The sequence below is a fragment of the Bacillus sp. ISO11 genome, assembly GCF_003458115.1.
In the GTDB taxonomy this organism is placed as follows: Bacteria; Bacillota; Bacilli; order Bacillales; family Bacillaceae_G; genus Bacillus_A; species Bacillus_A cereus.
Genome location: NZ_QXCO01000023.1, coordinates 67,107 through 89,502 on the forward strand (window position 1 = coordinate 67,107; position 22,396 = coordinate 89,502).

Consider the following 22,396-nt stretch of genomic DNA (forward strand, 5'->3'; position numbering starts at 1 on the left):
GTCTCCCAACATATCGACATAGGAATTTGAAGTTTGCTATAATGATTAGAATAGTTGCATTATTTAGAAAAATTTAAAAATAATAATTACTGCAACTAGGACATATTGTTTACTATGTGAACTTGTTCTTAATTTAGGGGGGAGGGTTTCACAATGGCAAGTGTATATGAAAATAGTTATATGATCGTTTTGATTTTCTTGCTATTAGGTATATTGCTGCCGGTAGTGGCTCTTACATTAGGAAGGATGCTGCGCCCAAATAAACAAAGTGCAGCAAAGGCGACGACGTATGAGAGTGGAATTGAGCCTTTTCATGATGCAAATATTCGGTTTCATGCTCGTTATTATATTTTCGCTTTATTGTTTGTGATCTTTGATGTAGAAACTTTATTTTTATATCCTTGGGCTGTTGCGTATGACAAGCTAGGTTTATTTGCATTAATTGAAATGCTCATCTTTGTTGTAATGTTGCTAGTTGGATTAGCGTATGCTTGGAAAAAGAAGGTGTTACAATGGTTATAAATTTTGAGGAATTACATCCAAATGAGCGAGCAGAATTAGAACGAAATATCTTTTTTTCTACATTGGAACAGTTGAAAGGATGGGCGAGGAGCAATTCTTTATGGCCGATGACATTCGGACTGGCGTGCTGTGCAATTGAAATGATGGGAGTAGGCTCATCACATTATGATTTAGATCGATTTGGGTCATTTTTTCGGACTTCACCAAGGCAATCGGACGTCATGATTGTATCGGGAACGGTAACGAAGAAGATGGCTCCTATTGTTCGGCGCTTATATGATCAAATGCCCGAACCGAAATGGGTTATTGCGATGGGATCTTGTGCAACAGCAGGTGGTCCGTATGTAAATTCATATGCTGTTGTGAAAGGTGTAGACCAAATTGTACCAGTTGATGTGTATATTCCTGGTTGTCCCCCAAATCCAGCTGCTTTAATTTATGGAATTAATAAATTAAAAGAAAAAATTCGTTACGAAGCAAAGACCGGGAAGCAGGTGACGAATAAATGAGCAATCCAAATAAAGATTTAGAGGAGCTGAAAAAAGAAGCAGCTAGGCGTGCAAAAGAAGAAGCGAGAAAACGCCTTGTAGCGAAACACGAGGCGGAAATAAGTGAGCTTGAGGAAGAAGATCAAGAAAAAGAGAAAGCGCTACCAAAAAAAGATGATATTACTATAGAAGAAGCAAAACGACGTGCAGCAGCAGCTGCAAAAGCAAAAGCAAAAGCAAAAGCGGCGGCGTTAGCGAAGCAGAAAAGAGAAGGAATAGAAGAAGTAACGGAAGAAGAAAAAGCGAAAGCCAAGGCGAAGGCAGCAGCGGCTGCAAAAGCAAAAGTGACGGCGTTAGCGAAGCAGAAAAGAGAAGGAACCGAAGAAGTAACGGAAGAAGAAAAAGCAAAAGCCAAGGCGAAGGCAGCAGCAGCTGCAAAAGCAAAAGCGGCGGCGTTAGCGAAGCAGAAAAGAGAAGGAATAGAAGAAGTAACGGAAGAAGAAAAAGCGAAAGCCAAGGCGAAGGCAGCAGCGGCTGCAAAAGCAAAAGCGGCGGCGTTAGCGAAGCAGAAAAGAGAAGGAACCGAAGAAGTAACGGAAGAAGAAAAAGCGAAAGCCAAGGCAAAAGCGGCGGCGTTAGCGAAGCAGAAAAGAGAAGGGACAGAAGAAGTAACGGAAGAAGAAAAAGCGAAAGCCAAGGCGAAGGCGGTGGCAGCGGCCAAGGCAAAAGCGGCAGCATTGGCGAAGCAGAAAGCCTCGCAAGGTGATGGGGATTCGGGAGATGAAAAGGCAAAGGCAATTGCAGCGGCAAAAGCGAAAGCAGCAGCGGCTGCAAGAGCGAAGACAAAGGGGGCTGAAGGTAAGAAAGAGGATGAGCCGAAGCAGGAAGAACTGTCCGTAAATCAGCCGTATTTAAATCAGTATGTTGAGGCTATTAGGGAGAAGTTAGGAGAGGGTGCATTAGTAGATTCCTACATTAATAAACTGTCAAAGGATGTGCCAACTCTTGTGGTGGATCCCGAAAAATATTATGAAGTGATGGAGTCACTGCGATTCCATGAGGGACTTGCTTTTGATTATATGTCAGAGCTACATGCGACGGATTTTGTGACACATATGGAAGTGTATGTTCATTTGTTTTCATATAGTAAGAAACAAGCGGTAGCGGTGAAGGTAAAGCTAGACCGGGAAACGCCGCAAGTCGAATCTGTGACAGCGCTTTGGAAAGGGGCTGACTGGCCGGAGCGAGAAGCATACGATTTGCTCGGCATTATATTTAAAGGGCATCCGAATTTAACACGTATTTTAATGCCAGAGGATTGGGTAGGATATCCGCTTAGAAAAGACTATGAACCGTATGATGTGGAGGTGTAGCTATGATCCGCACGGAAGAGATGCTTTTGAATGTAGGACCTCAGCATCCGAGTACACATGGTGTGTTCAGGCTCGTAATTAAGATTGACGGGGAAATTATTAAAGAAGCTACACCTGTTATTGGGTATTTACATCGCGGGACGGAAAAGATCGCTGAGAGCTTACAGTATACGCAAATTATCCCTTATACAGATCGAATGGACTATTTATCAGCTATGACGAATAATTACGTCATTTGCCATGCTGTAGAGACGATGATGGGGCTTGAAATTCCAGAGCGTGCCGAATACTTGCGAGTACTTGCGATGGAGCTAGGAAGAATTGCGAGCCATCTCGTTTGGTGGGGGACGAATCTTCTTGATATAGGAGCGGTTAGCCCGTTTTTGTACGCGTTTCGTGAACGAGAGATGATTATAAATTTATTAAATGAATTATGCGGGGCACGGCTTACTTTTAACTATATGAGAGTTGGTGGTGTGAAGTGGGATGCGCCAGATGGTTGGATTGAAAAGGTGGAAGAGTTTGTTCCGTATATGAGGGAGCAACTGGCAGGTTATCATGATCTTGTTAGCGGTAATGAGATTTTCTTAAATCGTGTGAAAGGCGTTGGTATATATAGCGCGGAAGAAGCGATTTCGTATTCTTTAAGCGGAGCAAATTTGCGGTGCACTGGAGTAAACTGGGATCTTCGCAAAGATGAGCCGTATTCGATTTATGATCGTTTTGATTTTGATATTCCTGTTGGAAGCGTGGGAGATGCTTGGGATCGCTACGTTTGCCGAATGCAAGAAATCGAGGAGTCTTTAAAGATTGTTGAGCAAGCGGTTCAGCAGTTCCCGAAAGATGGAGCTGTGCTGGCAAAAGTACCAAAAATTATTAAGGCACCTAAGGGAGAAGCATTTGTACGTATCGAATCGCCGCGCGGAGAGATTGGGTGTTATATCGCTAGTGACGGAAAGAAAGAGCCGTACCGTTTGAAGTTTCGTAGGCCATCTTTTTATAACTTGCAAATTTTACCAAAGTTATTGAAAGGTGAAAACATCGCTAATTTAATTACGATTTTAGGTGGAGTTGATATTGTACTTGGGGAGGTTGATGGCTAATGATTGAGACGCTCTTACAATCACCTTCAAGCTGGACGAATTTCTTCATTTTTTTCGGATTAGCGGTACTTCTACTATTTGCAGTCCTTGGCTTCGTTACATATGGAATCTTGGCAGAACGGAAAGTGATGGGGTTTATGCAAGGGCGGATTGGCCCAAACCAGGTTGGAGGCCGATTTGGTTTACTGCAAACGGTAGCTGATGTTTTAAAACTATTATTGAAAGAAGATAGTATTCCAAAAGCAGCAGATAAACCGCTGTTTATATTAGCGCCTGTCATTGCATTTGCACCAGCATTTATGGTGCTTGCAGTTATCCCGTTCACTGATAAATTTCAATTTGCAGATATTGGAGTCGGGCTACTTTATTATATTGCTGTTTCCGGTATTACGACGATAGGTGTTGTAACTGGAGGATGGGCATCGAATAATAAATATTCCCTTTTAGGAGGGATGCGTGCGGCGGCGCAAATGATTTCTTATGAGATTCCGCTCGTAATGAGTGTAATTGGTATCGTTTTGCTAGCTGGTAGCCTGAATTTAAATGAGATTGTAGCGGCGCAGGAGAAGGTTTGGTACATTTTCGTACAGCCAATTGGCTTCGTCGTTTTCTTAATCGCAGCAGTTGCAGAGTTAAATAGAACGCCATTCGATTTGCCAGAAGCGGAGTCAGAACTTGTTTCTGGATATCATACGGAATACTCAGGGTTTCGCTGGGCGTTTTTCATGCTTTCAGAGTACGTATATTTCTTCGGAATGGCATCGTTAATTACAGTGCTCTTTTTAGGCGGATGGAATCCAGTCATGTTTCTTGGATTTATCCCAGGTGCCGTATGGTTTGCTTTGAAATTTAGCAGTGTAGTCTTTCTATTAATTTGGTTCCGCGTTACGTTCCCGCGTATAAGAGGTGACCAGTTAATGGAGTTTGGTTGGAAAGTATTATTGCCGATTGCACTTGCAAATATTTTCTTAACGGCATTGATTAAGGAGTTATTCTTCTAATCTATGAGGGGGGTGCCAGTAAGAGATGAAAGGACTATTTAAAGGATTAAAATATACATTAAGTAATTTGAGCAAGAAGAAGGTAACGTATGATTATCCAAATCAACCGTTGCCGTTGCCAGACCGTTTTCGTGGAATTCAAAAATTTTATCCGGAGAAATGTATTGTTTGTAATCAGTGCTCTAACATTTGTCCGACAGACTGTATTCAGTTAACAGGAAAGAAACATCCGGATCCTACGAAAAAAGGAAAAATTATCGACACGTATGATATTAATTTTGAAATTTGTATTCTTTGTGATTTATGTACAGAAGTTTGTCCGACAGAGGCAATTGTCATGACAAATAACTTTGAACTCGCGGAATATTCACGTGATGACTTATTTAAAAATTTGCAGTGGCTTGACGAAAACGACGAAAACGTCAGGAAGGAGAACAAGGCATGAATGGCGAGTTTGTAGCATTCTTTATACTATCCTTGTCTGCAATTATCGGCGGTGTTCTTATGTTGAACTTAACGAAAGTTATGCACATGATGCTAGCTCTCGTTCTGACATTTCTCAGCATTGCAGGTTTGTATTTTCTTTTATCAGCCGAATTTATAGGCGTTGCACAAATTTTACTTTACTCTGGTGCAATCACAATTATTATGATTTTCGGCATTATGTTAACGAAACATAACGCGGAAAATGAATCGCGTCTTACTCTTCAAAAATGGATTATCTTCTTTGCAGTTGTAGCATTTGGAGCGGTTATGTATTTCGCTGTTAATAATGTTGATTTTGCAAATGAAAGCACACAAGGAAGTTTACCTCTCCATGAAAACAACACACTTCAAATCGGTACGCTTCTCTATTCAAAATATATTATCCCATTTGAACTAACTTCAGTTATTTTACTTGTAGCACTCGTTGGCGCGATTGTACTTGCGAAAAAGGATGAGAAAGAGGAGGATTCCAATGAGTAGCGTTCCAGCTTCTGCATATTTAACACTTGCGATTATTTTGTTTTGCATCGGTCTATTTGGAGCTTTAACAAAGCGGAATACAGTAATCGTATTAGTTTGTATCGAATTAATGCTGAATGCTGCCAATTTAAACTTAGTAGCGTTTAGTAAATTAGGCTTATTTCCGAATTTAACAGGTCAAATTTTCTCACTGTTTACGATGGCTGTAGCGGCAGCGGAAGCGGCGGTAGGACTCGCTATTTTAATTGCTTTATATCGTAATCGTACAACAGTTCAGGTGGATGAAATGGATACGCTTAAAGGATAGCATTGTGACCGAAAAAGGGGGAAGGAAACAATGATCGATTATGCATGGCTCATACCGCTTTTCCCACTCGTTTCGTTTTTGTTACTTATTATATTCGGGAAGAAAATTAGAGAAGGAAGCGGCGTACTTAGTATTTTTTTCGTCTTTCTCTCCTTTATACTTGCGGTACTTGTGTTAATAGAAAGGTTTTCAGAAGCAAGCGTGAAGCATAAGTGGGTGTGGCTTAGAGCTGGAGATGTGGATATATCATTCGGCTTTGAAGTGACTGCATTAGGAGCTTTAATGTTATTTATCGTGACGCTTGTGAGTCTACTTGTACATGTGTATTCGAAAGGTTATATGAAAGGTGATGAACGATTACCAACCTTTTACGCATATTTAGGACTCTTTACATTTGCGATGTTAGGGCTTGTTATATCAACGAATTTATTACAGCTTTATATATTTTGGGAATTAGTTGGCCTTGGTTCATTTTTACTTATCGGTTTTTATTTCTTTAAAGAAGAAGCGAAGGCTGCTGCAAAAAAGGCTTTTATTATGACCCGTATTGGGGATGTTGGTTTATTTATCGGGATGATTTTAATTTTTTGGTACGCAGGTAGTTTTGAATATGACGCAATATTTAGGGCGATTTATACAGGGGATCTACCTCCTTACATGATTACAATAACAGCGATATTAATTTTTATCGGGGCGATGGGAAAATCAGGTCAGTTCCCGCTTCATACGTGGTTGCCAGATGCAATGGAAGGGCCAACGCCCGTTTCGGCACTTATTCACGCGGCGACGATGGTCGCAGCTGGCGTATATTTAGTAGCGACGATGTTTCCTCTATTTTCAGCAAGTACAGTGGCGATGCAGACAGTGGCAATCGTTGGAGCTTTCACTGCAATCTTTGCGGCCTCTATCGGTCTTGTGCAAACAGATATAAAGAGGGTGCTTGCTTATTCTACAGTTAGCCAGCTCGGGTATATGATGCTCGCGTTAGGTTCTGCCGGTTATGTAGCTGGTATATTCCATTTAACGACACACGCTTTTTTTAAAGCACTATTATTTTTGGCGGCAGGAAGTGTAATTCATGCTGTGCATACGCAAAACATTAATAAAATGGGCGGTTTACAGAAGAAGATGAAAGTAACTGGTACGCTATTTTTAATAGGTACCCTTGCCATTAGCGGTGTTCCGCTGCTTTCTGGTTTTTTCAGCAAAGATGAAATTTTAGCGGCGACGTGGATGAATGGCAATTACGTTTTATTTACTTTAGCGGTAATTGCGGCGTTTTTAACAGCATTTTATATGTTCCGCCTATACTTTCTTGTCTTTACTGGAGAAACGAAGACGAAGGAAGAAGTGCATGAATCGCCTCGCGTTATGACGTATCCAATGATTGTTCTCGGCGTTCTTGCGGTAGTGGCAGGATATATAAATACACCATGGTTTGGGACATTTCTCGGAGATTGGTTGACGAAAGATGTAGGGTTTAAGGTTGAAGAAGCGCATGGACCAGTTTGGATTATGATTGTTGCGACACTCGTTTCATTTGCGGGAATCGCTCTTGCATATTTCATATATGGCAAGAAATCAATTTCTAGAGATTGGGCTGGGGGTACGGAAACATCTCTTTATAATCTTTTGAAAGAAAAATATTATGTGGATGAACTATACAACATGACGGTGATCCCTATTACGAAAGGAATCGCTCATGTGCTTCGCTTATTTGAAGTGTATGTAGTCGAAGGAATTGCAGTTTTAATTGGAAGTGTAGTTAAAGGCACAAGTAATCTTGGATCGAAACTTCAAAACGGGAATGTACAAGTGTACGGTACTGTAACGGCGGTTTCGCTCGCTGTACTCGTCATTATTTTGCTCTATACGGGAGGGGATTTACGATGAATGATTTGTTGTTAACGTTCTTCATTTTTTCCCCGCTTTTAGGAATTTTATTGCTTGTATTAACACCGAAAAAGGAATTGCGTACAGTGCGGGCGCTTGGCTTATTTGGGACGGCACTTCCATTTGGAATTGCTATCGTCCTCGCTTGTACATATGCTTCTGGAAAGAATTTGTCACTATTTGATGAAAAGGTGAAATGGATTAAGTTCGGCGATTTTACAGCGGTGGATAAAAGGTGGTTTTCTATTTATTACGAGCTTGGTATTGATGGTTTGTCGCTTGTCATGATGGTACTGACGGCTCTTCTAGCAACGCTTGCAGCAATTGCAGCCTTTTCTATTAAAAGAAATTTAAAAGCATTTTATATGCTGTTACTCATGCTAGAAATAGGAATGCTCGGCGTCTTTGCTGCTCAAAACTTAATGTTGTTTTTTATCTTCTTTGAAATTACGTTGCCACCAATGTTCTTATTAATTGGAAAGTGGGGGAAATTGTCGAGTGAAAAGGCTGCGTATAGTTATTTAATATATAACGGTATTGGCTCAGCTATTTTGCTCATTGTTTTCTCAATTTTGTTCGCGAAAACAGGTACAACAAATATTGTGGAGCTGAAAGAGATATTAAGAAGCGTAAGTGCAGAGGGAGCACTCGTCATCCCAAGTAGTTTGCAGCTTAGTGTATTTATTGCCATAATGATTGCCTTTGCAATTAAACTACCTGTTTTTCCGTTGCACCGCTGGATGGTCAATGTACACATAGAAGCGCATCCAGCTGTAGTTATGCTTCATGCGGGTGTTTTGCTAAAGATTGGAGCGTACGGTATTATTCGCTTCGGGAAAGGGCTATTCCCGGAATATTTTCACGATGTTGCAACACTAATTGCGATATTAGGCGTAATTAATTTATTATACGGTGCCTTTTTAGCGCTCATCCAAACGGACTTTAGGAAAGTACTGGCTTACTCTAGTATTTCGCATATGGGAATTGTGTTAATGGGACTTGCGTCACTTAATGCACCTGGTACACAAGGAGCGTTATTCCAAGTTGTATCACATGGTTTAATTGCAGCCTTGCTCTTCTTCCTACTGGTTGTTATAGAACAACGATTTGGAACTTCGGATATTACGGTGCTAGGCGGACTTGCGAAAAGTGTACCGATACTTAGCGGATTCTTTTTAGCAGGAGGAATGGCCTCGCTTGGATTACCAGGGATGTCTGGGTTTGTTAGTGAATTTCTTGCCTTTCTCGGTTTATTTCAAGGAGAGCCCGTCATTGCTGCAGTCGGTGTGATTGGCATCATTTTAACCGCTGTATACGTATTAAGGGCGACACTTCAAGTGACATTTGGAAAGAAAGAGTGGGAAGCAAAATCTGATATACACGGATGGGAGTATGTCCCTGTTTTACTACTTATCTTTTGTATTATTGCAATTGGAGTTATGCCAGAGTTACTAGGGGATCCGCTTCAAAATACATTGAAAACATTGGGGGTGAAGTAGGATGGATATGAATACGTTACTTAGCTTATCGTGGCATCTAATGGTGCCAGAATTTATTATTCTCGGCGCCGCCATCCTTCTTTCCATATGTGATTTGTTTTTTAAGCTGAACCATAGATATGTAGCTCTTGGTGCGATTGCTGCTATCGTATTAGCAATCGTGTCATTAATTACGCTATATAGCGAACCAGCTGGAGATATTTTAAACGGATCGTTTGTGTTAGATGGATTTTCAAAAGGGTTTAAAACATTGCTATTAGGTGCCTCAGCTCTTATTTTATGCACCGCAATGAGCGATGATAAGAAGAATCCAATTGAAGATAAGGGTGAATATTATTACTTATTTTTAATGGCACTTCTTGGTGCGATGTTCATGGCTTCTAGTGTTGATTTCATTACCCTTTTCGTTGGTTTGGAGTTACTTTCACTTTCTTCTTATATTTTAGTAGGAATACGAAAAAAGAGCCGTGCATCAAATGAAGCGGCAATGAAATACGTCATTAGCGGAGGAATTGGAACGGCGATTACGCTCTTCGGAATGAGTTATTTATACGGTATTACAGGTTCAACTAACATTGTAGATATGCAAAAGGTACTCACTGGGGAACTCGCTAGTGGTATTCAGTTATTGTTAGCTCTCGCATTTCTTTTATTGCTAGTTGGTCTCTCATTTAAAATTGCCACAGTGCCGTTTCATATGTGGGCACCTGATGTATATGAAGGAGCGGCTACACCAGTTACTGCTTTTCTTGGAACGATTTCTAAAATTGCTGGTTTCCTACTCATTATTCGTTTGTTCCTTATGGTTTTTGCAAGTGTATTAATACAAGGAGATATGCAATCTTTATATGGGCATATGAGTATATATATTGCGGTGCTAGCAAGTATTACGATGATTGTTGGGAATGTAGTCGCGTTAAAACAATACAATATAAAGCGTTTATTTGCTTATTCGGGCATTGCTCATGCAGGGTATTTACTCGTTCCACTTGTGGCATTATCACCATTTACGATGGATAGCATGTGGTTTTATATGCTGGCATACATGCTTATGAATATAGGTGCATTTGCTATCATCCACGGCTTAATCTTACAAAATGATGAGGAAAATATAACGATTTTCACAGGTTTATATAAAAGGTCACCATTTGCAGCGATTATGATGACAATCTTTATTTTATCGCTGGCTGGGATACCAGGAACGGCTGGCTTCATTGGAAAGGTTAATATCTTTTTAGGCGCGCTTCATGTAGAGCCAGCACATTACGTACTAGCTTCGATTATGATGGGTACGACAGTTGTTTCATTCGTATATTATTTCCGTATTTTACAACAAATGTTTTTCCGCACAGGAGAGACAGAAGAGAGGATACGGTTACCGTTAAATATAAAGGTTGTTATGAGTCTTTGTGCAATTTCGATTGTAATACTAGGGATTATGCCGATGATTGGGTACAATTTCTTTTATGAATATTTTCCATTAATGAAAGATTTCTTCTTCTTAGGGAACGTGGTACAATAGTGAAAATAAAAGGTGTGGAGTCAGTACTCTGCGCTTTTTATTTTGTGTTAACTTGTAATGTAGATATACGTTTTTGGAAAGAAAATCACGATGTAAAATGTAAGATGTCTATGTGCATTTGAAAAAGTGTAGCTCCTACTTATTATGGTATCGTTTTTATATTCTTTCATAAGTAGTAGCTGAGTAAAAAGGGGTCGATTTTTTGGCACAACTTTTAGGGCAACAAGCACTGATTGCCATTGTTTCGCATTTATTGTTTATTACCATTACGTGGTGGGCCTTACAAGGCATTCACATTGAGCGTTTAATGAAGTCCGGAAAAGTGCTGCAGACGCGAGTATTACTCATCTTAATTACAATTGCAATTGGGACATCTGTAAGTAACTTTTTCCTTGATTATTTAGGCTATTCGAAGAGTTTAACGTATTTAGTAAAGTAAGTGTATAGAACCTCAAATCTCCGTTAACAATGGGGATAGGAGGGGATGAAATTGAAGCTTAAAGCCATTCTTATTGTTGCACTTAGTGTTGTTTTATTTTTGGTTGGATATAGAGAGATGAAACCGATAAGCGATGAACAGAAAATGGAGAGCATGATCAAGGCTTTAGAGAAAAATGATGCTAAAGTAGAAAAATGGTCATGGTTAGCGAGAGAAACAAAAACAATTTCTAACATACATACGTTTCAAAAGTTGTTAAACGATGTGAAGGAAAAGGCAAATATTCAAAAGTGGGAAGTAGAGCAATCTCCAGATGGATATAAAGCTACATCCTATAAAAAGCTTTCTTCTTATGAAGAACGAGTAGTAGTAACTTGGAGTAAAGAAAATACTAAAGAAAACACTTTCATTATCTTTGAAGTAAGTGGGGCGAAATGGGACCCGAAGTATGTTCAAAACATGAATAAAATTTTTAGTGAAAAACCTATAATTTACACTTGTGTTCAAGGTGTACTGAATGATAAGATTGAAGGTGTTTTGCAAAATAAAACCAATCAGGTTTTGAAAGATCTTTCAGCAAGAGCGATCGAACAAGTAGAAGAAAGAGCATTTGTGTCAGTCTCCGCATACAATAAAAAGTGGGATGACGCTCTTTCAACAAATAGAGAGAAAATAAATGTGCAAATAGCAATACGTTCTACAGACAACAAAGATACAATTGTGGTTGGCACACCGATCATAACTTCTGAGTATTGAGTGAATAGATACTGAAAAAAGGACACGGAGGGGAATAATTTGGAAAAGATCATCGTCCGTGGCGGAAAGCGGTTAAACGGCACAGTGCGTGTTGAGGGCGCAAAAAATGCTGTATTACCTATAATCGCTGCAGCCCTATTAGCGAGTGATGGAAAGAATGTACTATCTGAAGTACCAGTTTTGTCTGATGTATACACAATTAATGAGGTATTACGTCATTTAAATGCTGAAGTCGTATTTGAAAATAATCAAGTAACAATCGATTCTTCTAAAGAACTAAACATTGAAGCACCATTTGAATATGTACGTAAAATGCGTGCATCTGTTCAAGTAATGGGACCATTATTAGCACGTAACGGTCGTGCTCGTATTGCACTTCCTGGTGGATGTGCAATTGGTTCACGTCCAATTGACCAACATTTAAAAGGCTTCGAAGCAATGGGAGCGAAAGTACAGGTTGGTAACGGTTTTGTTGAGGCATATGTTGAGGGAGAACTAAAAGGAGCTAAAATCTACTTAGACTTCCCAAGCGTAGGCGCGACAGAAAACATTATGTCTGCAGCTACATTAGCAAAAGGGACAACAATTCTTGAAAACGCAGCGAAAGAACCAGAAATCGTTGACTTAGCTAACTTCTTAAATGCGATGGGAGCAAAAGTACGCGGAGCTGGAACTGGAACGATTCGTATCGAAGGCGTTGATAAATTATATGGTGCAAACCACTCTATTATTCCTGACCGTATTGAAGCGGGAACATTCATGGTTGCAGCAGCAATTACTGGTGGAGACATCTTAATTGAAAATGCTGTACCTGAACATTTACGCTCAATTACAGCGAAAATGGAAGAAATGGGTGTTAAAATTATTGAGGAAAACGAAGGTGTACGTGTTATCGGCCCAGATAAGTTAAAAGCGGTTGATATTAAAACTATGCCTCACCCAGGTTTCCCAACAGACATGCAATCACAAATGATGGCATTATTACTACAAGCTGATGGAACAAGCATGATTACAGAAACGGTATTCGAAAACCGCTTTATGCACGTTGAAGAATTCCGTCGTATGAATGCTGATATTAAAATTGAAGGTCGTTCTGTTATTATGAACGGTCCAAACAGCTTACAAGGTGCTGAAGTAGCAGCAACTGACTTACGTGCTGCAGCTGCATTAATCTTAGCTGGTTTAGTATCAGAAGGTTATACTCGTGTAACTGAGTTAAAACATCTTGACCGTGGCTATGTAAACTTCCATAAGAAATTAGCTGCATTAGGTGCAACTATTGAACGTGTAAACGAAAAAGTAGAAGAAGTGAAAGAACAAGAAGTTTCTGATCTTCACGCTTAATTGAAATAGTCTCTATGTCTTTTGACATAGGGGCTATTTTTTTGGGTTATTACTGTTATAGTCAATAAATTCTGTACTTATGCACGTACCAGTAAAAATATTTAGAAAATTTCTGTTTTATACTCTTCCCCTTAAGTATGTTCTAAAAGAAAGAGTTGTTCCATAAGAATGAATGGAGTAAAGCTTTTATATTGGGGGAAAATAGGATGAAATTTTCAAAGCCACTTTTTATTACAGTAGCGCTCTTAATAGCGCTCGTTATCATTGTACCTGCAGCCCTTGTTATTCCATTTGCGAAAGCAAAAGTAGGGGAAGAAACGGCCTCTAAAACTCCTCCAGCGATAGAAAGTATACCAGCTCCAGGAAAAGTAGATACAGCTGTTCAAGTTGCTGTATATCGCGAAAAACAGAAGAAGGTAGAAACATTACCAGTGGAGGAGTATGTGACAGGTGTAGTAGCTTCTGAGATGAATGCCAGTTTTGAAATAGAGGCACTAAAGGCGCAGGCATTAGCAGCAAGAACATTTGTAGTACAACGTATGCTAAGCGGAGGAAAGAAAAATAATGCGGACGTGACAGATACGGTGAAAGATCAAGTGTACAAAAGCAAAGATGAATTGAAGAAGCAATGGGGCAATAACTACGAAAATAATTTGAAGAAAATCGAAGAAGCCGTTTCGAAAACAGCAGGACAAGTTTTAACGTATGATGGAAAACCAATTTCAGCATCCTTCTTTTCAACGAGTAATGGCCGAACAGAAAATGCAGCTGACTATTGGGGAAATGATTATCCGTACTTGAAAAGTGTAGATAGTCCGTGGGATCAAGCCTCTCCAAAGTTTACGAGCGAGCAAACATTTACAGTAGCTGATTTTCAAAAACGTCTCGGTGTGAAAGTGCTAGCAGACGGGAAGGTTGGAAATATTAAAGACCTTACGGAAGGAAAGCGCGTAAAGGATGTAGCTTTTCAAGGAAAAACATTAACAGGAAAAGAAGTTCGTGAAAAGTTAGATTTACGTTCTTCTGATTTCACGTGGAAACAACAAGGAGATAAAATCATCGTTACAACGAAAGGGTTCGGTCACGGCGTTGGTATGAGTCAATACGGGGCGAACGGCATGGCAGCGGAAGGAAAGAAATATACAGATATCGTCGCTCATTACTATAAAGGCGTTGAAATAAAGACGATGAATGATTATGAAGGAAAACTGATGGTGAAGAAATAGGTGTCAGAACTCTGGCACCTATTTTTTTTCTGTTTAAAATATCATAATTTTCCATTAACTGTTTGATATAATAGGATAAAAAGGCATTTGGGGGAAATGAAATGGCGTTACTAGAGTTGAAACAGTTAGGGAAGGCGAACCAGTTACCGGAAATGGAGCTAAAGGTTGAAAAAGGACAATGTATTGTTTTGCAATGCAATAATCATACAGCTAAAGTGTTACACCGCATTATTATTGGTGAAGAAGAAGCTTCGACTGGCAATGTACTGTTTGAAGGAGAAGTGATTGGAAAGAAAAATTATTCCCGCATCGGTTTTTGTTTTTTGAAAGATGAGGCATATGATCGTTTGAAGGTGAAAGAATACTTTAAGTTTTTAATAGGGCTTTATGAATCAAAGATAAGTATAGAAGAAGTTGTGCAGTCTGTCGGTCTCCTAGATAAGCTAAACGTTAAAATAGAAAAACTATCATTTTCAGAGAAGCGTCGTCTTCATATTGGACGAATGATGATTCATAATCCGGATTTAATCATTTTGGAAGAACCGGAGCAAAATGTAGATATAGAGAGTACGGTTATTATTCGAAAAGCAATTATGAAAATGAAAGAACAAGGAAAGGCAATCTTTATTACGTCATCATTCCTATCGGATGCCCTTTCTTTAACAGAAGATGTATACATATTAAACAATGATGGTGTGAAAAAAGTAGAAATCGAACAAGAAGAAGTGGAAGAGGTGGATGAAGAAAAGGTTGTTCAAATAATTCCGCAAATGAAGTTAGAAAGAATACCTGCGAAAGTGAACGATAAAATCATTTTACTTGATCCGATGGAAATCCATTTCATTGAAACACAAAACGGAGTAACACATATTCACGTTCGTGAAGGAGATTTCGTATGCGCTTTAACATTAGGTGAACTAGAAGCAAGGTTAACAGGTTTTGGTTTCTTTAGATGTCATCGCTCGTACCTTGTAAATTTACAAAGAGTACGAGAAGTGATTACATGGACTCGTAATAGTTTCAGTTTAATATTGGATGACGAAAGAAAAAGTTCAATCCCGCTTTCAAAAGGACGAATGGATGAATTAAAAGGTGTTATTGGACTATAAAAGTGCTCCAATAAGCTCAACATGCGATTCATTCACCGGTAAAAATACTCCTTTTACCGGTATTTTAATGCGCCTATCCTTTGTTTTTCATATGATTGAGTCAAGAAAAGCGAAAGAAACGAACGAAAAGCGCTAAAGCGACTTTCATCTATAAAGAAGAAAAACAAAGGGGATGAAGAAATGACATTGGCAATTGAAATGAAAGATGTAATGAAAAGTTTCAGTGGAAAAACGGCACTTCGAAATGTAAATATTGAGGTGAAGCAAGGAGAGATATTCGGATTCCTTGGACCGAGTGGATCTGGTAAGACGACAACAGTAAAAATTTTAACTTCTCAATTGCTTCATAGTGTTGGAACGGTAAGAGTATTAGGGAAAGATATTACAGGACCAAGTAGCATCGATTACAAACGAATTGGTATTTTAACAGATAACAGCGGCTTATATGAAAGACTTAGCATTTATGATAACTTACTATTATTTTGTGACTTATATGATTGCAAAAAAGAACGAATCGATGAAGTACTAGCACAAGTGAATTTATTAGATGATAAAAAAACACCAGTAAAAAAATTATCAAAGGGAATGAAGCAACGCGTCACACTAGCAAGAGCAATCCTTCATAAACCAGATATCCTCTTCTTAGACGAACCAACATCTGCACTTGATCCAGTAAACGTACAAAACATTCATAAAATCTTAAAAGACTTAAATAAAGAAGGAACGACGATTTTCTTAACGACTCACAACATGGATGAAGCAGAAACGCTTTGTAACCGCATTGCCTTCCTGTGTGGCGGAGAGATTGTAGCACTTGATACACCGGAGAACCTTCGCTTACAATACGCGAAAGATCAAATACAAGTCGTGTTAAAGGATAAGAAGAAAGAAACGGTGCAAAAAGATGAATTAGGTGCAAAACGCATTTCAGAATGGATGAAAAAAGGGGAACTATTATCCATTCATTCTTACGAGCCGACGCTAGGAGATATTTTTATTGAAGTTACTGGGAGGGGATTATAATGACATTTTCAATGAGACGTGTATCAGCTATTTTTAGAAAAGAAGTACAAGATTTTAAAACAAATTCACAAGTGTTGTTAATGGTATTTTTACCAATTATACTTTCATTTTTGTTTAGCAGATTTGGAGTGGGAAAGGAAATGTTAGGCATTACTACTATAACGGCCTTCCTATTTGTCGCAGGCTTTGTTCAATCTATGGTAATTGCAGAAGAAAAAGAAAAACATACATTGCGTGTATTAATGCTATCACCGGCATCTTCGGTTGAAGTTCTACTTGGAAAAAGTATATTAACAGTATGTTTGACATTGGGCATTTGTATTGTGAACTTATTTATTTTGGATCAATTCAGTGGAAATCTATTATTGCTAGGATTTATTTTCTTATGTGGAACAATTTTATTTATTGTGATTGGAACAATGATTGGATTGTTAGCTGCATCTGTACCACAAACATCAATAATTGGAATGCCGATATTAATGACGATGTATTTAGCTGTACAGTTTGAGCCAATGGTTGAAAATAAAGTAATTAAGACGATGATTGGATATCTTCCAACATCTCATATTGTGAAAGCACTTAACAGTTTAGTAGGTGGGGCGGGATTTGGTAGTATTAGTGGGCATGTATTAAATGTTGCAGTTTGGCTTATTATATCGCTCTTTGTATGTTTAATCGTATATAAAAAGAAACAATTAGACTAAAAACTGAGCCAAAAGTGCTCAGTTTTTTCTTTTTTCTATCATTTCCTCGGAAATTTTGCAATTCTCATACATATTTTTACAGATTTTGTCGAAAAGTAATTAGTTATACGTTGTATAGGATACGTGAATATTGTTCAAAATGATTGCTGAGGTGATGATGGAATGCGAGGAAGAAATAATAAAAAGTCGCAAAAGGTAGTACATTTATTTCAAAAAAGATGGGTGTTTCCGGCACTATACATTGCTTGTGCAGCGGTAATCTTAATGGTTGCGCTATGGTTCCAAGGAGCTAATCCGAAGAAGACTCCAAACCACGATCAAGCAACACCGTATACACAATCGGAAGATCCAGCAGTACCAGTAACAAAATCTTCAGAAGTAGTGAAAATGCCAGCTGCCGCGAATGCGGAAGTAGTCGTACAGAAGAAATTCTATGAAGATGCAGCAACTGAGGCGGAACAAGAAAAAGCACTTGTCTTTTATAACAACACATATTCCCCAAACAAAGGAATTGACATTGCTGCGAAGAATGGAAAAGAATTCAATGTTGCTGCTGCTTTAAGTGGTACAGTAACGAAAGCTGAAAAAGATTCACTTCTTGGTTATGTTGTAACAGTTGATAGTGGAAATGGTGTAGCGGTATCTTATCAAAGCTTAGGCAGTGTGAAAGTAGAAAAAGGTGCAAGAGTTGCACAAGGTGAAGTATTAGGAACATCCGGTCTAAGTGCAATGAATAAAGAGGCAGGTTCTCACGTTCACTTTGAAGTACGTAAAGACAATGTGGCTGTGAACCCTGAACGTTACTTAAATAAATCAGTAACAGAAATTAAAGCTGATGCAGGTGCTGCAAAGGCTACGAATGCTTCTGGTAAAAAAGCTGATGACAAATCTCAAAAAGAAGAGAAGTCAACGAGTACGAAACCTGAAAGTAAAACAGAAGACAAGTCTCAAAAAGAAGAGAAATCAACAAGCGGTTCAACTAGTGACAAAAAAGAAGAACTGAAGAAAGAAGAAAAATCAACAAATGGTTCTACAGAATCATCTAACGATTCTTCTTCACAAGAATAATAAAGTGAAAAAATCAGTTCCCACTAGGGGAGCTGATTTTTTTATTTTTATATAAAAATACTCAATTTCGAGAAAAAAGTTGCAATAACAAGGAAAAATGACGAGATTCTCGAATATATATTACAAAAGGGAGGGGATACTGTGTCATTTTTGTTTGTTCTGTCGACTGCTATTATTTTATTGTTTGTTTTATTCACTTTATATTATTACATTGCCGGTAAGAAAGAGGTTCCCCACCATCAATTGTTAGAAGAAGAATTGGAACGAGAAGAATGACACCTTATATATAAGGTGTCATTTTTTTTCGCTATAATAGTCAGTTTTAACGTACTTCTCACAAAAAAACGTAATTTTTCTTAACTTAGTCCGCAAAAATAGTGAACATGTAGCATATATCAGTAGTGCGGGCAATACAATGGTATAAACCAAAGCAAAGAGAGTGTTTGAGGTGAGAAATCGTGAATCATTTCATTATAAATCCAAGAATGTTTAACGCTTACAAACAGCACTCACACTTACTTCTTAGTCGTATGCAGCGAGGCTCATTTCACCCTTCTCACATCCAAATTAGGGAGGCGAGTGGTGTGCACGATTACATCAAAGAGAGAACTATCAAGATTGGTAAGTATATCGTGGAGACAAGAAAGACAGTGCGTGTCATTGCAAAGGAATTTGGGGTATCAAAGAGTACAGTCCATAAAGATTTAACAGAACGTCTACCAGAAATTAATCCAGAGCTCGCAAATGAAGTGAAAGAAATTCTTGATTATCATAAGTCTATTCGTCATTTAAGAGGGGGAGAAGCAACAAAACAAAAGTATAGAAAAGAAGATGTAGAGAAGCCTGTACGTCAATAATGTTACAGTAGCAAACATTCCGTTCACATTCGGTAATATTTTTCAGAAGAATTCTTTTTGCGAATATTACGTTTCTGTTAAATTTATGATAAAATCAGAAATTAGGTGAAAAGAATTCGGGTGTAACCTGATTTTGAATATCGAGGAGGAAAAAACGGGAATGTTTGCGCGAGATATCGGAATTGACCTAGGTACGGCTAACGTATTAATTCATGTTAAAGGTAAGGGTATTGTATTAAATGAGCCATCTGTTGTGGCGATTGATCGTAATAGTGGTAAAGTATTAGCAGTAGGTGAAGAAGCGAGAAGCATGGTGGGACGTACGCCTGGTAATATTGTAGCAATTCGTCCACTTAAAGATGGTGTAATCGCAGACTTCGAAATTACAGAAGCAATGTTAAAGTATTTCATTAACAAATTGGACGTAAAGAGCTTCTTTTCAAAACCTCGTATTTTAATTTGTTGTCCAACAAATATTACATCAGTAGAACAAAAAGCAATTCGTGAAGCTGCTGAACGTTCAGGTGGTAAAACAGTATTTTTAGAAGAAGAACCAAAAGTAGCCGCAGTTGGTGCTGGTATGGAAATCTTCCAACCAAGCGGTAACATGGTTGTTGATATTGGTGGAGGTACAACAGATATCGCTGTACTATCTATGGGTGATATTGTTACCTCTTCCTCTATCAAAATGGCTGGCGATAAGTTTGATATGGAGATCTTAAACTATATTAAACGTAAGTATAAGCTATTAATTGGAGAACGTACTTCAGAAGATATTAAAATTAAAGTTGGTACAGTATTCCCAGGTGCACGTAGCGAAGAACTTGAAATTCGCGGACGTGACATGGTAACAGGCTTACCACGTACAATTACAGTATGCTCTGAAGAAATTACAGAAGCATTAAAAGAAAATGCAGCTGTTATTGTACAAGCTGCAAAAGGCGTATTAGAGCGCACACCACCAGAACTATCTGCAGATATCATCGACCGCGGTGTTATTCTAACAGGCGGTGGAGCTTTACTACACGGTATCGACATGCTTCTAGCAGAAGAACTAAAAGTACCAGTATTAATTGCTGAAAACCCAATGCACTGCGTTGCGGTTGGTACAGGTATTATGTTAGAGAATATCGACAGATTACCAAAGCGTGCTTTGAGATAATTTGAAAGAACTAAGGCTGACGCCTTAGTTCTTTTTTTGTTTTTATATTTTTTTATTTTGTTTTTTTGCGAAAATGGAAGGAAAATAGAGAAATATGAAGGAAACAGGTAAAATATTCATATATATGGTTAAATTTAATATTTCCTTAATTGAAAACGTTTATAATATAATGAGTCGAATACGACATTAAGGCAAATAATGTTTCAATACATATTGCCTTTCCCTAATTTGGGCATACACTCTTTTCCACCTCCGTGTCAGTTGCAAAAATGTGCAACTATTTTAATGGAATAGAGTGTGTGCATTTTTTTTAGGAAGTTGTGCTAAATATAAAATGTTACTTTGTAATGACAAACAATAAACAAAATGGGATAATAGCAATATGTCCAAGTGGTAAGACCAATATTACAAAAGGGGCGATTGTTACATGCTAAATATAGAACAAATTAAAGAAATCATTCCTCACCGCTATCCATTTTTACTTGTTGATAAAATATTAGAAGTAGATGAAGGAAAAAGAGCGGTTGGGATTAAAAATGTATCCGCAAACGAAGAATTCTTTAACGGACACTTCCCTGACTATGCAGTTATGCCTGGTGTACTTATTGTAGAAGCATTAGCGCAAGTAGGAGCAGTTGCAGTATTAAAGAAAGAAGAAAACCGCGGAAGACTTGCTTTCTTTGCAGGTATCGACAATTGCCGTTTCAAAAAACAAGTACGCCCAGGTGATCAGCTTCGTCTAGAAGTAGAAATGACACGCGTACGCGGCCCAATTGGAAAAGGAAAAGCAATCGCAACAGTAGATGGTGAAGTTGCATGTGAGGCAGAAATTACATTTGCAATTGGTGATAAAAAAGAATAGATAGTACTAAAAAATCTCCTTGTGAAAAGACAAGGGGATTTTTTGATTTCTACTATATAACGATGAAAAGATAATGTACAAACTAATCAGAAAATTACTTGTAAATAGATGGTAATTACCATATACTTACTTTATTATTTATCTAGAAAACAGGATAAGTGATAAAGGTAATAAAGAAATAAAGGCATTGTCATATTGTTAAGGTACTTAAGTAAGACAAAGTAGAATGTTATTGATTATGATGAGATATAGGGAAATCAGCAAAAATATTAATTAGACGTATGAAATCGAGCATAAGAGAGAGAAAAGGGAAATGTCGCATTTCACAAAAGGAGATTATGAATATGTTCGGGAGAAAGAAAAGAAAACCATTACGACAATTAATTACACATAAAGAGCCTAAATCGCGTATTACAGAACAATACCGTAACATTCGTACAAACATTGAGTTTACATCTGTAGATAATCATGTTCGTTCTATTATTGTTACTTCAGCCGATCCAGGTGATGGGAAAACAACGACAATCTCAAACTTAGCGGTTGTTTTCGGACAACAAGGAAAGAAAGTTTTATTAATTGGAGCTGACTTGCGTAAGCCGACGATACAAAACTTATTTGCCATTCATATTTCAAATGGGTTAACGAACTTATTATCAGGACAAGCAAAACTTATGCAATGCATTCAAAAAACAGATATAGAGAACGTATACTTAATGGCAGCAGGTCCAATCCCGCCAAACCCAGCAGAACTATTAGGGAGCCGGGCAATGGACGAGGCGTTGCTAGAAGCATATAACATGTTTGATATTATATTAATCGACACACCACCTGTCCTTGCGGTTACAGATGCACAAATACTTGCGAATAAATGTGATGGAATCGTACTCGTTGTACGAAGTGAAAAGACGGAAAAAGATAAAATCGTAAAAGCGAAACAAATATTAGATAAAGCATCAGGAAAACTACTAGGTGTTGTTTTGAACGATAAAAGAGAAGAAAAAGAGCAGTATGGTTATTACTAAAATAGAAAAAAGCCAATAAGAATTAAAATGTACCCTATAGAATAGACACTTGAAAAAAGTCTATTCTATAGGGTATTTCTTGTATAATAAAAGGAAAATTGGGATCGGAGAATGTTGAAAATGACAAAAAAACTATTTACAGAAAGAGAA

General features: G+C 38.2%; 24 protein-coding genes. All 24 read left to right on the forward strand.

Features of this window, described 5'->3' with window-relative positions:
- The first annotated feature begins 153 nt into the window (after positions 1–153).
- The 24 genes from nuoA (at position 154) to D1166_RS21825 (ending at position 22,246) form a co-directional block, all read left to right on the forward strand.
- Positions 154–522: an NADH-quinone oxidoreductase subunit NuoA gene (gene nuoA / locus D1166_RS21710; RefSeq protein ID WP_098327105.1), complete on the forward strand. Its 369-nt coding sequence runs from the start codon at positions 154–156 to the stop codon at positions 520–522.
- A complete protein-coding gene (gene nuoB, locus D1166_RS21715; RefSeq protein WP_000236331.1) occupies positions 513–1,031 on the forward strand; it encodes an NADH-quinone oxidoreductase subunit NuoB in 519 nt (172 codons plus the stop codon). The genes nuoA and nuoB overlap by 10 nt, the downstream gene beginning before the upstream one ends.
- Positions 1,028–2,383, forward strand: a complete 1,356-nt coding sequence (locus D1166_RS21720) for an NADH-quinone oxidoreductase subunit C (RefSeq protein ID WP_118043425.1) — start codon at positions 1,028–1,030, stop codon at positions 2,381–2,383. Before nuoB ends, D1166_RS21720 begins: the two co-directional genes overlap by 4 nt.
- A 2-nt stretch (positions 2,384–2,385) precedes the next feature.
- Entirely contained in the window at positions 2,386–3,486 is a 1,101-nt protein-coding gene (gene nuoD, locus D1166_RS21725) for an NADH-quinone oxidoreductase subunit NuoD (RefSeq protein ID WP_000621434.1), read from the forward strand.
- Positions 3,486–4,487 (forward strand): NADH-quinone oxidoreductase subunit NuoH, encoded by a 1,002-nt coding sequence (nuoH, locus tag D1166_RS21730; protein ID WP_000573426.1) that lies wholly within the window; start codon positions 3,486–3,488, stop codon positions 4,485–4,487. The genes nuoD and nuoH overlap by 1 nt, the downstream gene beginning before the upstream one ends.
- A 25-nt stretch (positions 4,488–4,512) precedes the next feature.
- Positions 4,513–4,932, forward strand: a complete 420-nt coding sequence (gene nuoI, locus D1166_RS21735) for an NADH-quinone oxidoreductase subunit NuoI (RefSeq protein ID WP_000677191.1) — start codon at positions 4,513–4,515, stop codon at positions 4,930–4,932.
- Complete coding sequence (locus D1166_RS21740) at positions 4,929–5,453, forward strand: NADH-quinone oxidoreductase subunit J (protein ID WP_087965176.1); 525 nt, start codon at positions 4,929–4,931, stop codon at positions 5,451–5,453. Before nuoI ends, D1166_RS21740 begins: the two co-directional genes overlap by 4 nt.
- Positions 5,446–5,760, forward strand: a complete 315-nt coding sequence (nuoK, locus tag D1166_RS21745) for an NADH-quinone oxidoreductase subunit NuoK (RefSeq protein ID WP_000100079.1) — start codon at positions 5,446–5,448, stop codon at positions 5,758–5,760. Before D1166_RS21740 ends, nuoK begins: the two co-directional genes overlap by 8 nt.
- 30 nt (positions 5,761–5,790) lie before the next feature.
- Entirely contained in the window at positions 5,791–7,653 is a 1,863-nt protein-coding gene (gene nuoL / locus D1166_RS21750; protein WP_118043426.1) for an NADH-quinone oxidoreductase subunit L, read from the forward strand.
- The gene (locus tag D1166_RS21755; protein ID WP_118043427.1) at positions 7,650–9,152 is read left to right on the forward strand and encodes an NADH-quinone oxidoreductase subunit M; all 1,503 of its coding nucleotides are present in this window, start codon (positions 7,650–7,652) and stop codon (positions 9,150–9,152) included. Before nuoL ends, D1166_RS21755 begins: the two co-directional genes overlap by 4 nt.
- A 7-nt stretch (positions 9,153–9,159) precedes the next feature.
- Positions 9,160–10,674, forward strand: coding sequence for an NADH-quinone oxidoreductase subunit NuoN (nuoN, locus tag D1166_RS21760; protein ID WP_118043429.1), 1,515 nt, complete (start codon positions 9,160–9,162; stop codon positions 10,672–10,674).
- A 202-nt stretch (positions 10,675–10,876) separates the two neighbouring features.
- Positions 10,877–11,113 (forward strand): DUF1146 family protein, encoded by a 237-nt coding sequence (locus D1166_RS21765; RefSeq protein WP_000057889.1) that lies wholly within the window; start codon positions 10,877–10,879, stop codon positions 11,111–11,113.
- A 51-nt stretch (positions 11,114–11,164) separates the two neighbouring features.
- Entirely contained in the window at positions 11,165–11,869 is a 705-nt protein-coding gene (locus D1166_RS21770; protein ID WP_000767916.1) for a YwmB family TATA-box binding protein, read from the forward strand.
- A gap of 39 nt (positions 11,870–11,908) precedes the next feature.
- Positions 11,909–13,213 carry a UDP-N-acetylglucosamine 1-carboxyvinyltransferase gene (murA, locus tag D1166_RS21775; protein WP_000411274.1) on the forward strand — a complete coding sequence of 435 codons (1,305 nt, stop codon included), beginning with the start codon at positions 11,909–11,911 and terminating at the stop codon, positions 13,211–13,213.
- Between the two features lie 206 nt (positions 13,214–13,419).
- A complete protein-coding gene (gene spoIID / locus D1166_RS21780) occupies positions 13,420–14,439 on the forward strand; it encodes a stage II sporulation protein D (RefSeq protein ID WP_000672663.1) in 1,020 nt (339 codons plus the stop codon).
- A 101-nt stretch (positions 14,440–14,540) separates the two neighbouring features.
- Complete coding sequence (locus tag D1166_RS21785) at positions 14,541–15,548, forward strand: LytTR family transcriptional regulator DNA-binding domain-containing protein (protein ID WP_098664311.1); 1,008 nt, start codon at positions 14,541–14,543, stop codon at positions 15,546–15,548.
- Between the two features lie 180 nt (positions 15,549–15,728).
- Complete coding sequence (locus D1166_RS21790) at positions 15,729–16,571, forward strand: ABC transporter ATP-binding protein (RefSeq protein WP_097855671.1); 843 nt, start codon at positions 15,729–15,731, stop codon at positions 16,569–16,571.
- The gene (locus D1166_RS21795; RefSeq protein WP_118043428.1) at positions 16,571–17,275 is read left to right on the forward strand and encodes an ABC transporter permease; all 705 of its coding nucleotides are present in this window, start codon (positions 16,571–16,573) and stop codon (positions 17,273–17,275) included. The genes D1166_RS21790 and D1166_RS21795 overlap by 1 nt, the downstream gene beginning before the upstream one ends.
- Before the next feature lie 162 nt (positions 17,276–17,437).
- Entirely contained in the window at positions 17,438–18,343 is a 906-nt protein-coding gene (gene spoIIQ / locus D1166_RS21800; protein ID WP_098664310.1) for a stage II sporulation protein SpoIIQ, read from the forward strand.
- 141 nt (positions 18,344–18,484) lie between these two features.
- Positions 18,485–18,619, forward strand: coding sequence for a hypothetical protein (locus tag D1166_RS21805; RefSeq protein ID WP_000008903.1), 135 nt, complete (start codon positions 18,485–18,487; stop codon positions 18,617–18,619).
- Between the two features lie 308 nt (positions 18,620–18,927).
- The gene (gene spoIIID, locus D1166_RS21810) at positions 18,928–19,200 is read left to right on the forward strand and encodes a sporulation transcriptional regulator SpoIIID (protein WP_000544012.1); all 273 of its coding nucleotides are present in this window, start codon (positions 18,928–18,930) and stop codon (positions 19,198–19,200) included.
- 160 nt (positions 19,201–19,360) lie between these two features.
- Complete coding sequence (mreB, locus tag D1166_RS21815) at positions 19,361–20,362, forward strand: rod shape-determining protein (RefSeq protein WP_000457978.1); 1,002 nt, start codon at positions 19,361–19,363, stop codon at positions 20,360–20,362.
- 427 nt (positions 20,363–20,789) lie between these two features.
- Positions 20,790–21,224 (forward strand): 3-hydroxyacyl-ACP dehydratase FabZ, encoded by a 435-nt coding sequence (gene fabZ / locus D1166_RS21820; protein ID WP_000931959.1) that lies wholly within the window; start codon positions 20,790–20,792, stop codon positions 21,222–21,224.
- A 344-nt stretch (positions 21,225–21,568) separates the two neighbouring features.
- Positions 21,569–22,246, forward strand: a complete 678-nt coding sequence (locus tag D1166_RS21825; protein ID WP_000467952.1) for a CpsD/CapB family tyrosine-protein kinase — start codon at positions 21,569–21,571, stop codon at positions 22,244–22,246.
- The last annotated feature ends 150 nt before the right edge of the window (positions 22,247–22,396 follow it).

Bases quoted from the DNA above. Each gene is read 5' to 3' on its own strand.
- D1166_RS21825 (WP_000467952.1), top strand. From the start codon at position 21,569: ATGTTCGGGAGAAAGAAAAGAAAACCATTACGACAATTAATTACACAT.
- D1166_RS21790 (WP_097855671.1), top strand. From the start codon at position 15,729: ATGACATTGGCAATTGAAATGAAAGATGTAATGAAAAGTTTCAGTGGA.
- nuoL (WP_118043426.1), top strand. From the start codon at position 5,791: ATGATCGATTATGCATGGCTCATACCGCTTTTCCCACTCGTTTCGTTT.
- nuoK (WP_000100079.1), top strand. From the start codon at position 5,446: ATGAGTAGCGTTCCAGCTTCTGCATATTTAACACTTGCGATTATTTTG.
- D1166_RS21785 (WP_098664311.1), top strand. From the start codon at position 14,541: ATGGCGTTACTAGAGTTGAAACAGTTAGGGAAGGCGAACCAGTTACCG.
- nuoI (WP_000677191.1), top strand. From the start codon at position 4,513: ATGAAAGGACTATTTAAAGGATTAAAATATACATTAAGTAATTTGAGC.
- spoIID (WP_000672663.1), top strand. From the start codon at position 13,420: ATGAAATTTTCAAAGCCACTTTTTATTACAGTAGCGCTCTTAATAGCG.
- fabZ (WP_000931959.1), top strand. From the start codon at position 20,790: ATGCTAAATATAGAACAAATTAAAGAAATCATTCCTCACCGCTATCCA.
- mreB (WP_000457978.1), top strand. From the start codon at position 19,361: ATGTTTGCGCGAGATATCGGAATTGACCTAGGTACGGCTAACGTATTA.
- D1166_RS21720 (WP_118043425.1), top strand. From the start codon at position 1,028: ATGAGCAATCCAAATAAAGATTTAGAGGAGCTGAAAAAAGAAGCAGCT.
- nuoH (WP_000573426.1), top strand. From the start codon at position 3,486: ATGATTGAGACGCTCTTACAATCACCTTCAAGCTGGACGAATTTCTTC.
- D1166_RS21740 (WP_087965176.1), top strand. From the start codon at position 4,929: ATGAATGGCGAGTTTGTAGCATTCTTTATACTATCCTTGTCTGCAATT.
- nuoB (WP_000236331.1), top strand. From the start codon at position 513: ATGGTTATAAATTTTGAGGAATTACATCCAAATGAGCGAGCAGAATTA.
- D1166_RS21755 (WP_118043427.1), top strand. From the start codon at position 7,650: ATGAATGATTTGTTGTTAACGTTCTTCATTTTTTCCCCGCTTTTAGGA.
- spoIIQ (WP_098664310.1), top strand. From the start codon at position 17,438: ATGCGAGGAAGAAATAATAAAAAGTCGCAAAAGGTAGTACATTTATTT.
- nuoD (WP_000621434.1), top strand. From the start codon at position 2,386: ATGATCCGCACGGAAGAGATGCTTTTGAATGTAGGACCTCAGCATCCG.
- nuoA (WP_098327105.1), top strand. From the start codon at position 154: ATGGCAAGTGTATATGAAAATAGTTATATGATCGTTTTGATTTTCTTG.
- nuoN (WP_118043429.1), top strand. From the start codon at position 9,160: ATGAATACGTTACTTAGCTTATCGTGGCATCTAATGGTGCCAGAATTT.
- D1166_RS21795 (WP_118043428.1), top strand. From the start codon at position 16,571: ATGACATTTTCAATGAGACGTGTATCAGCTATTTTTAGAAAAGAAGTA.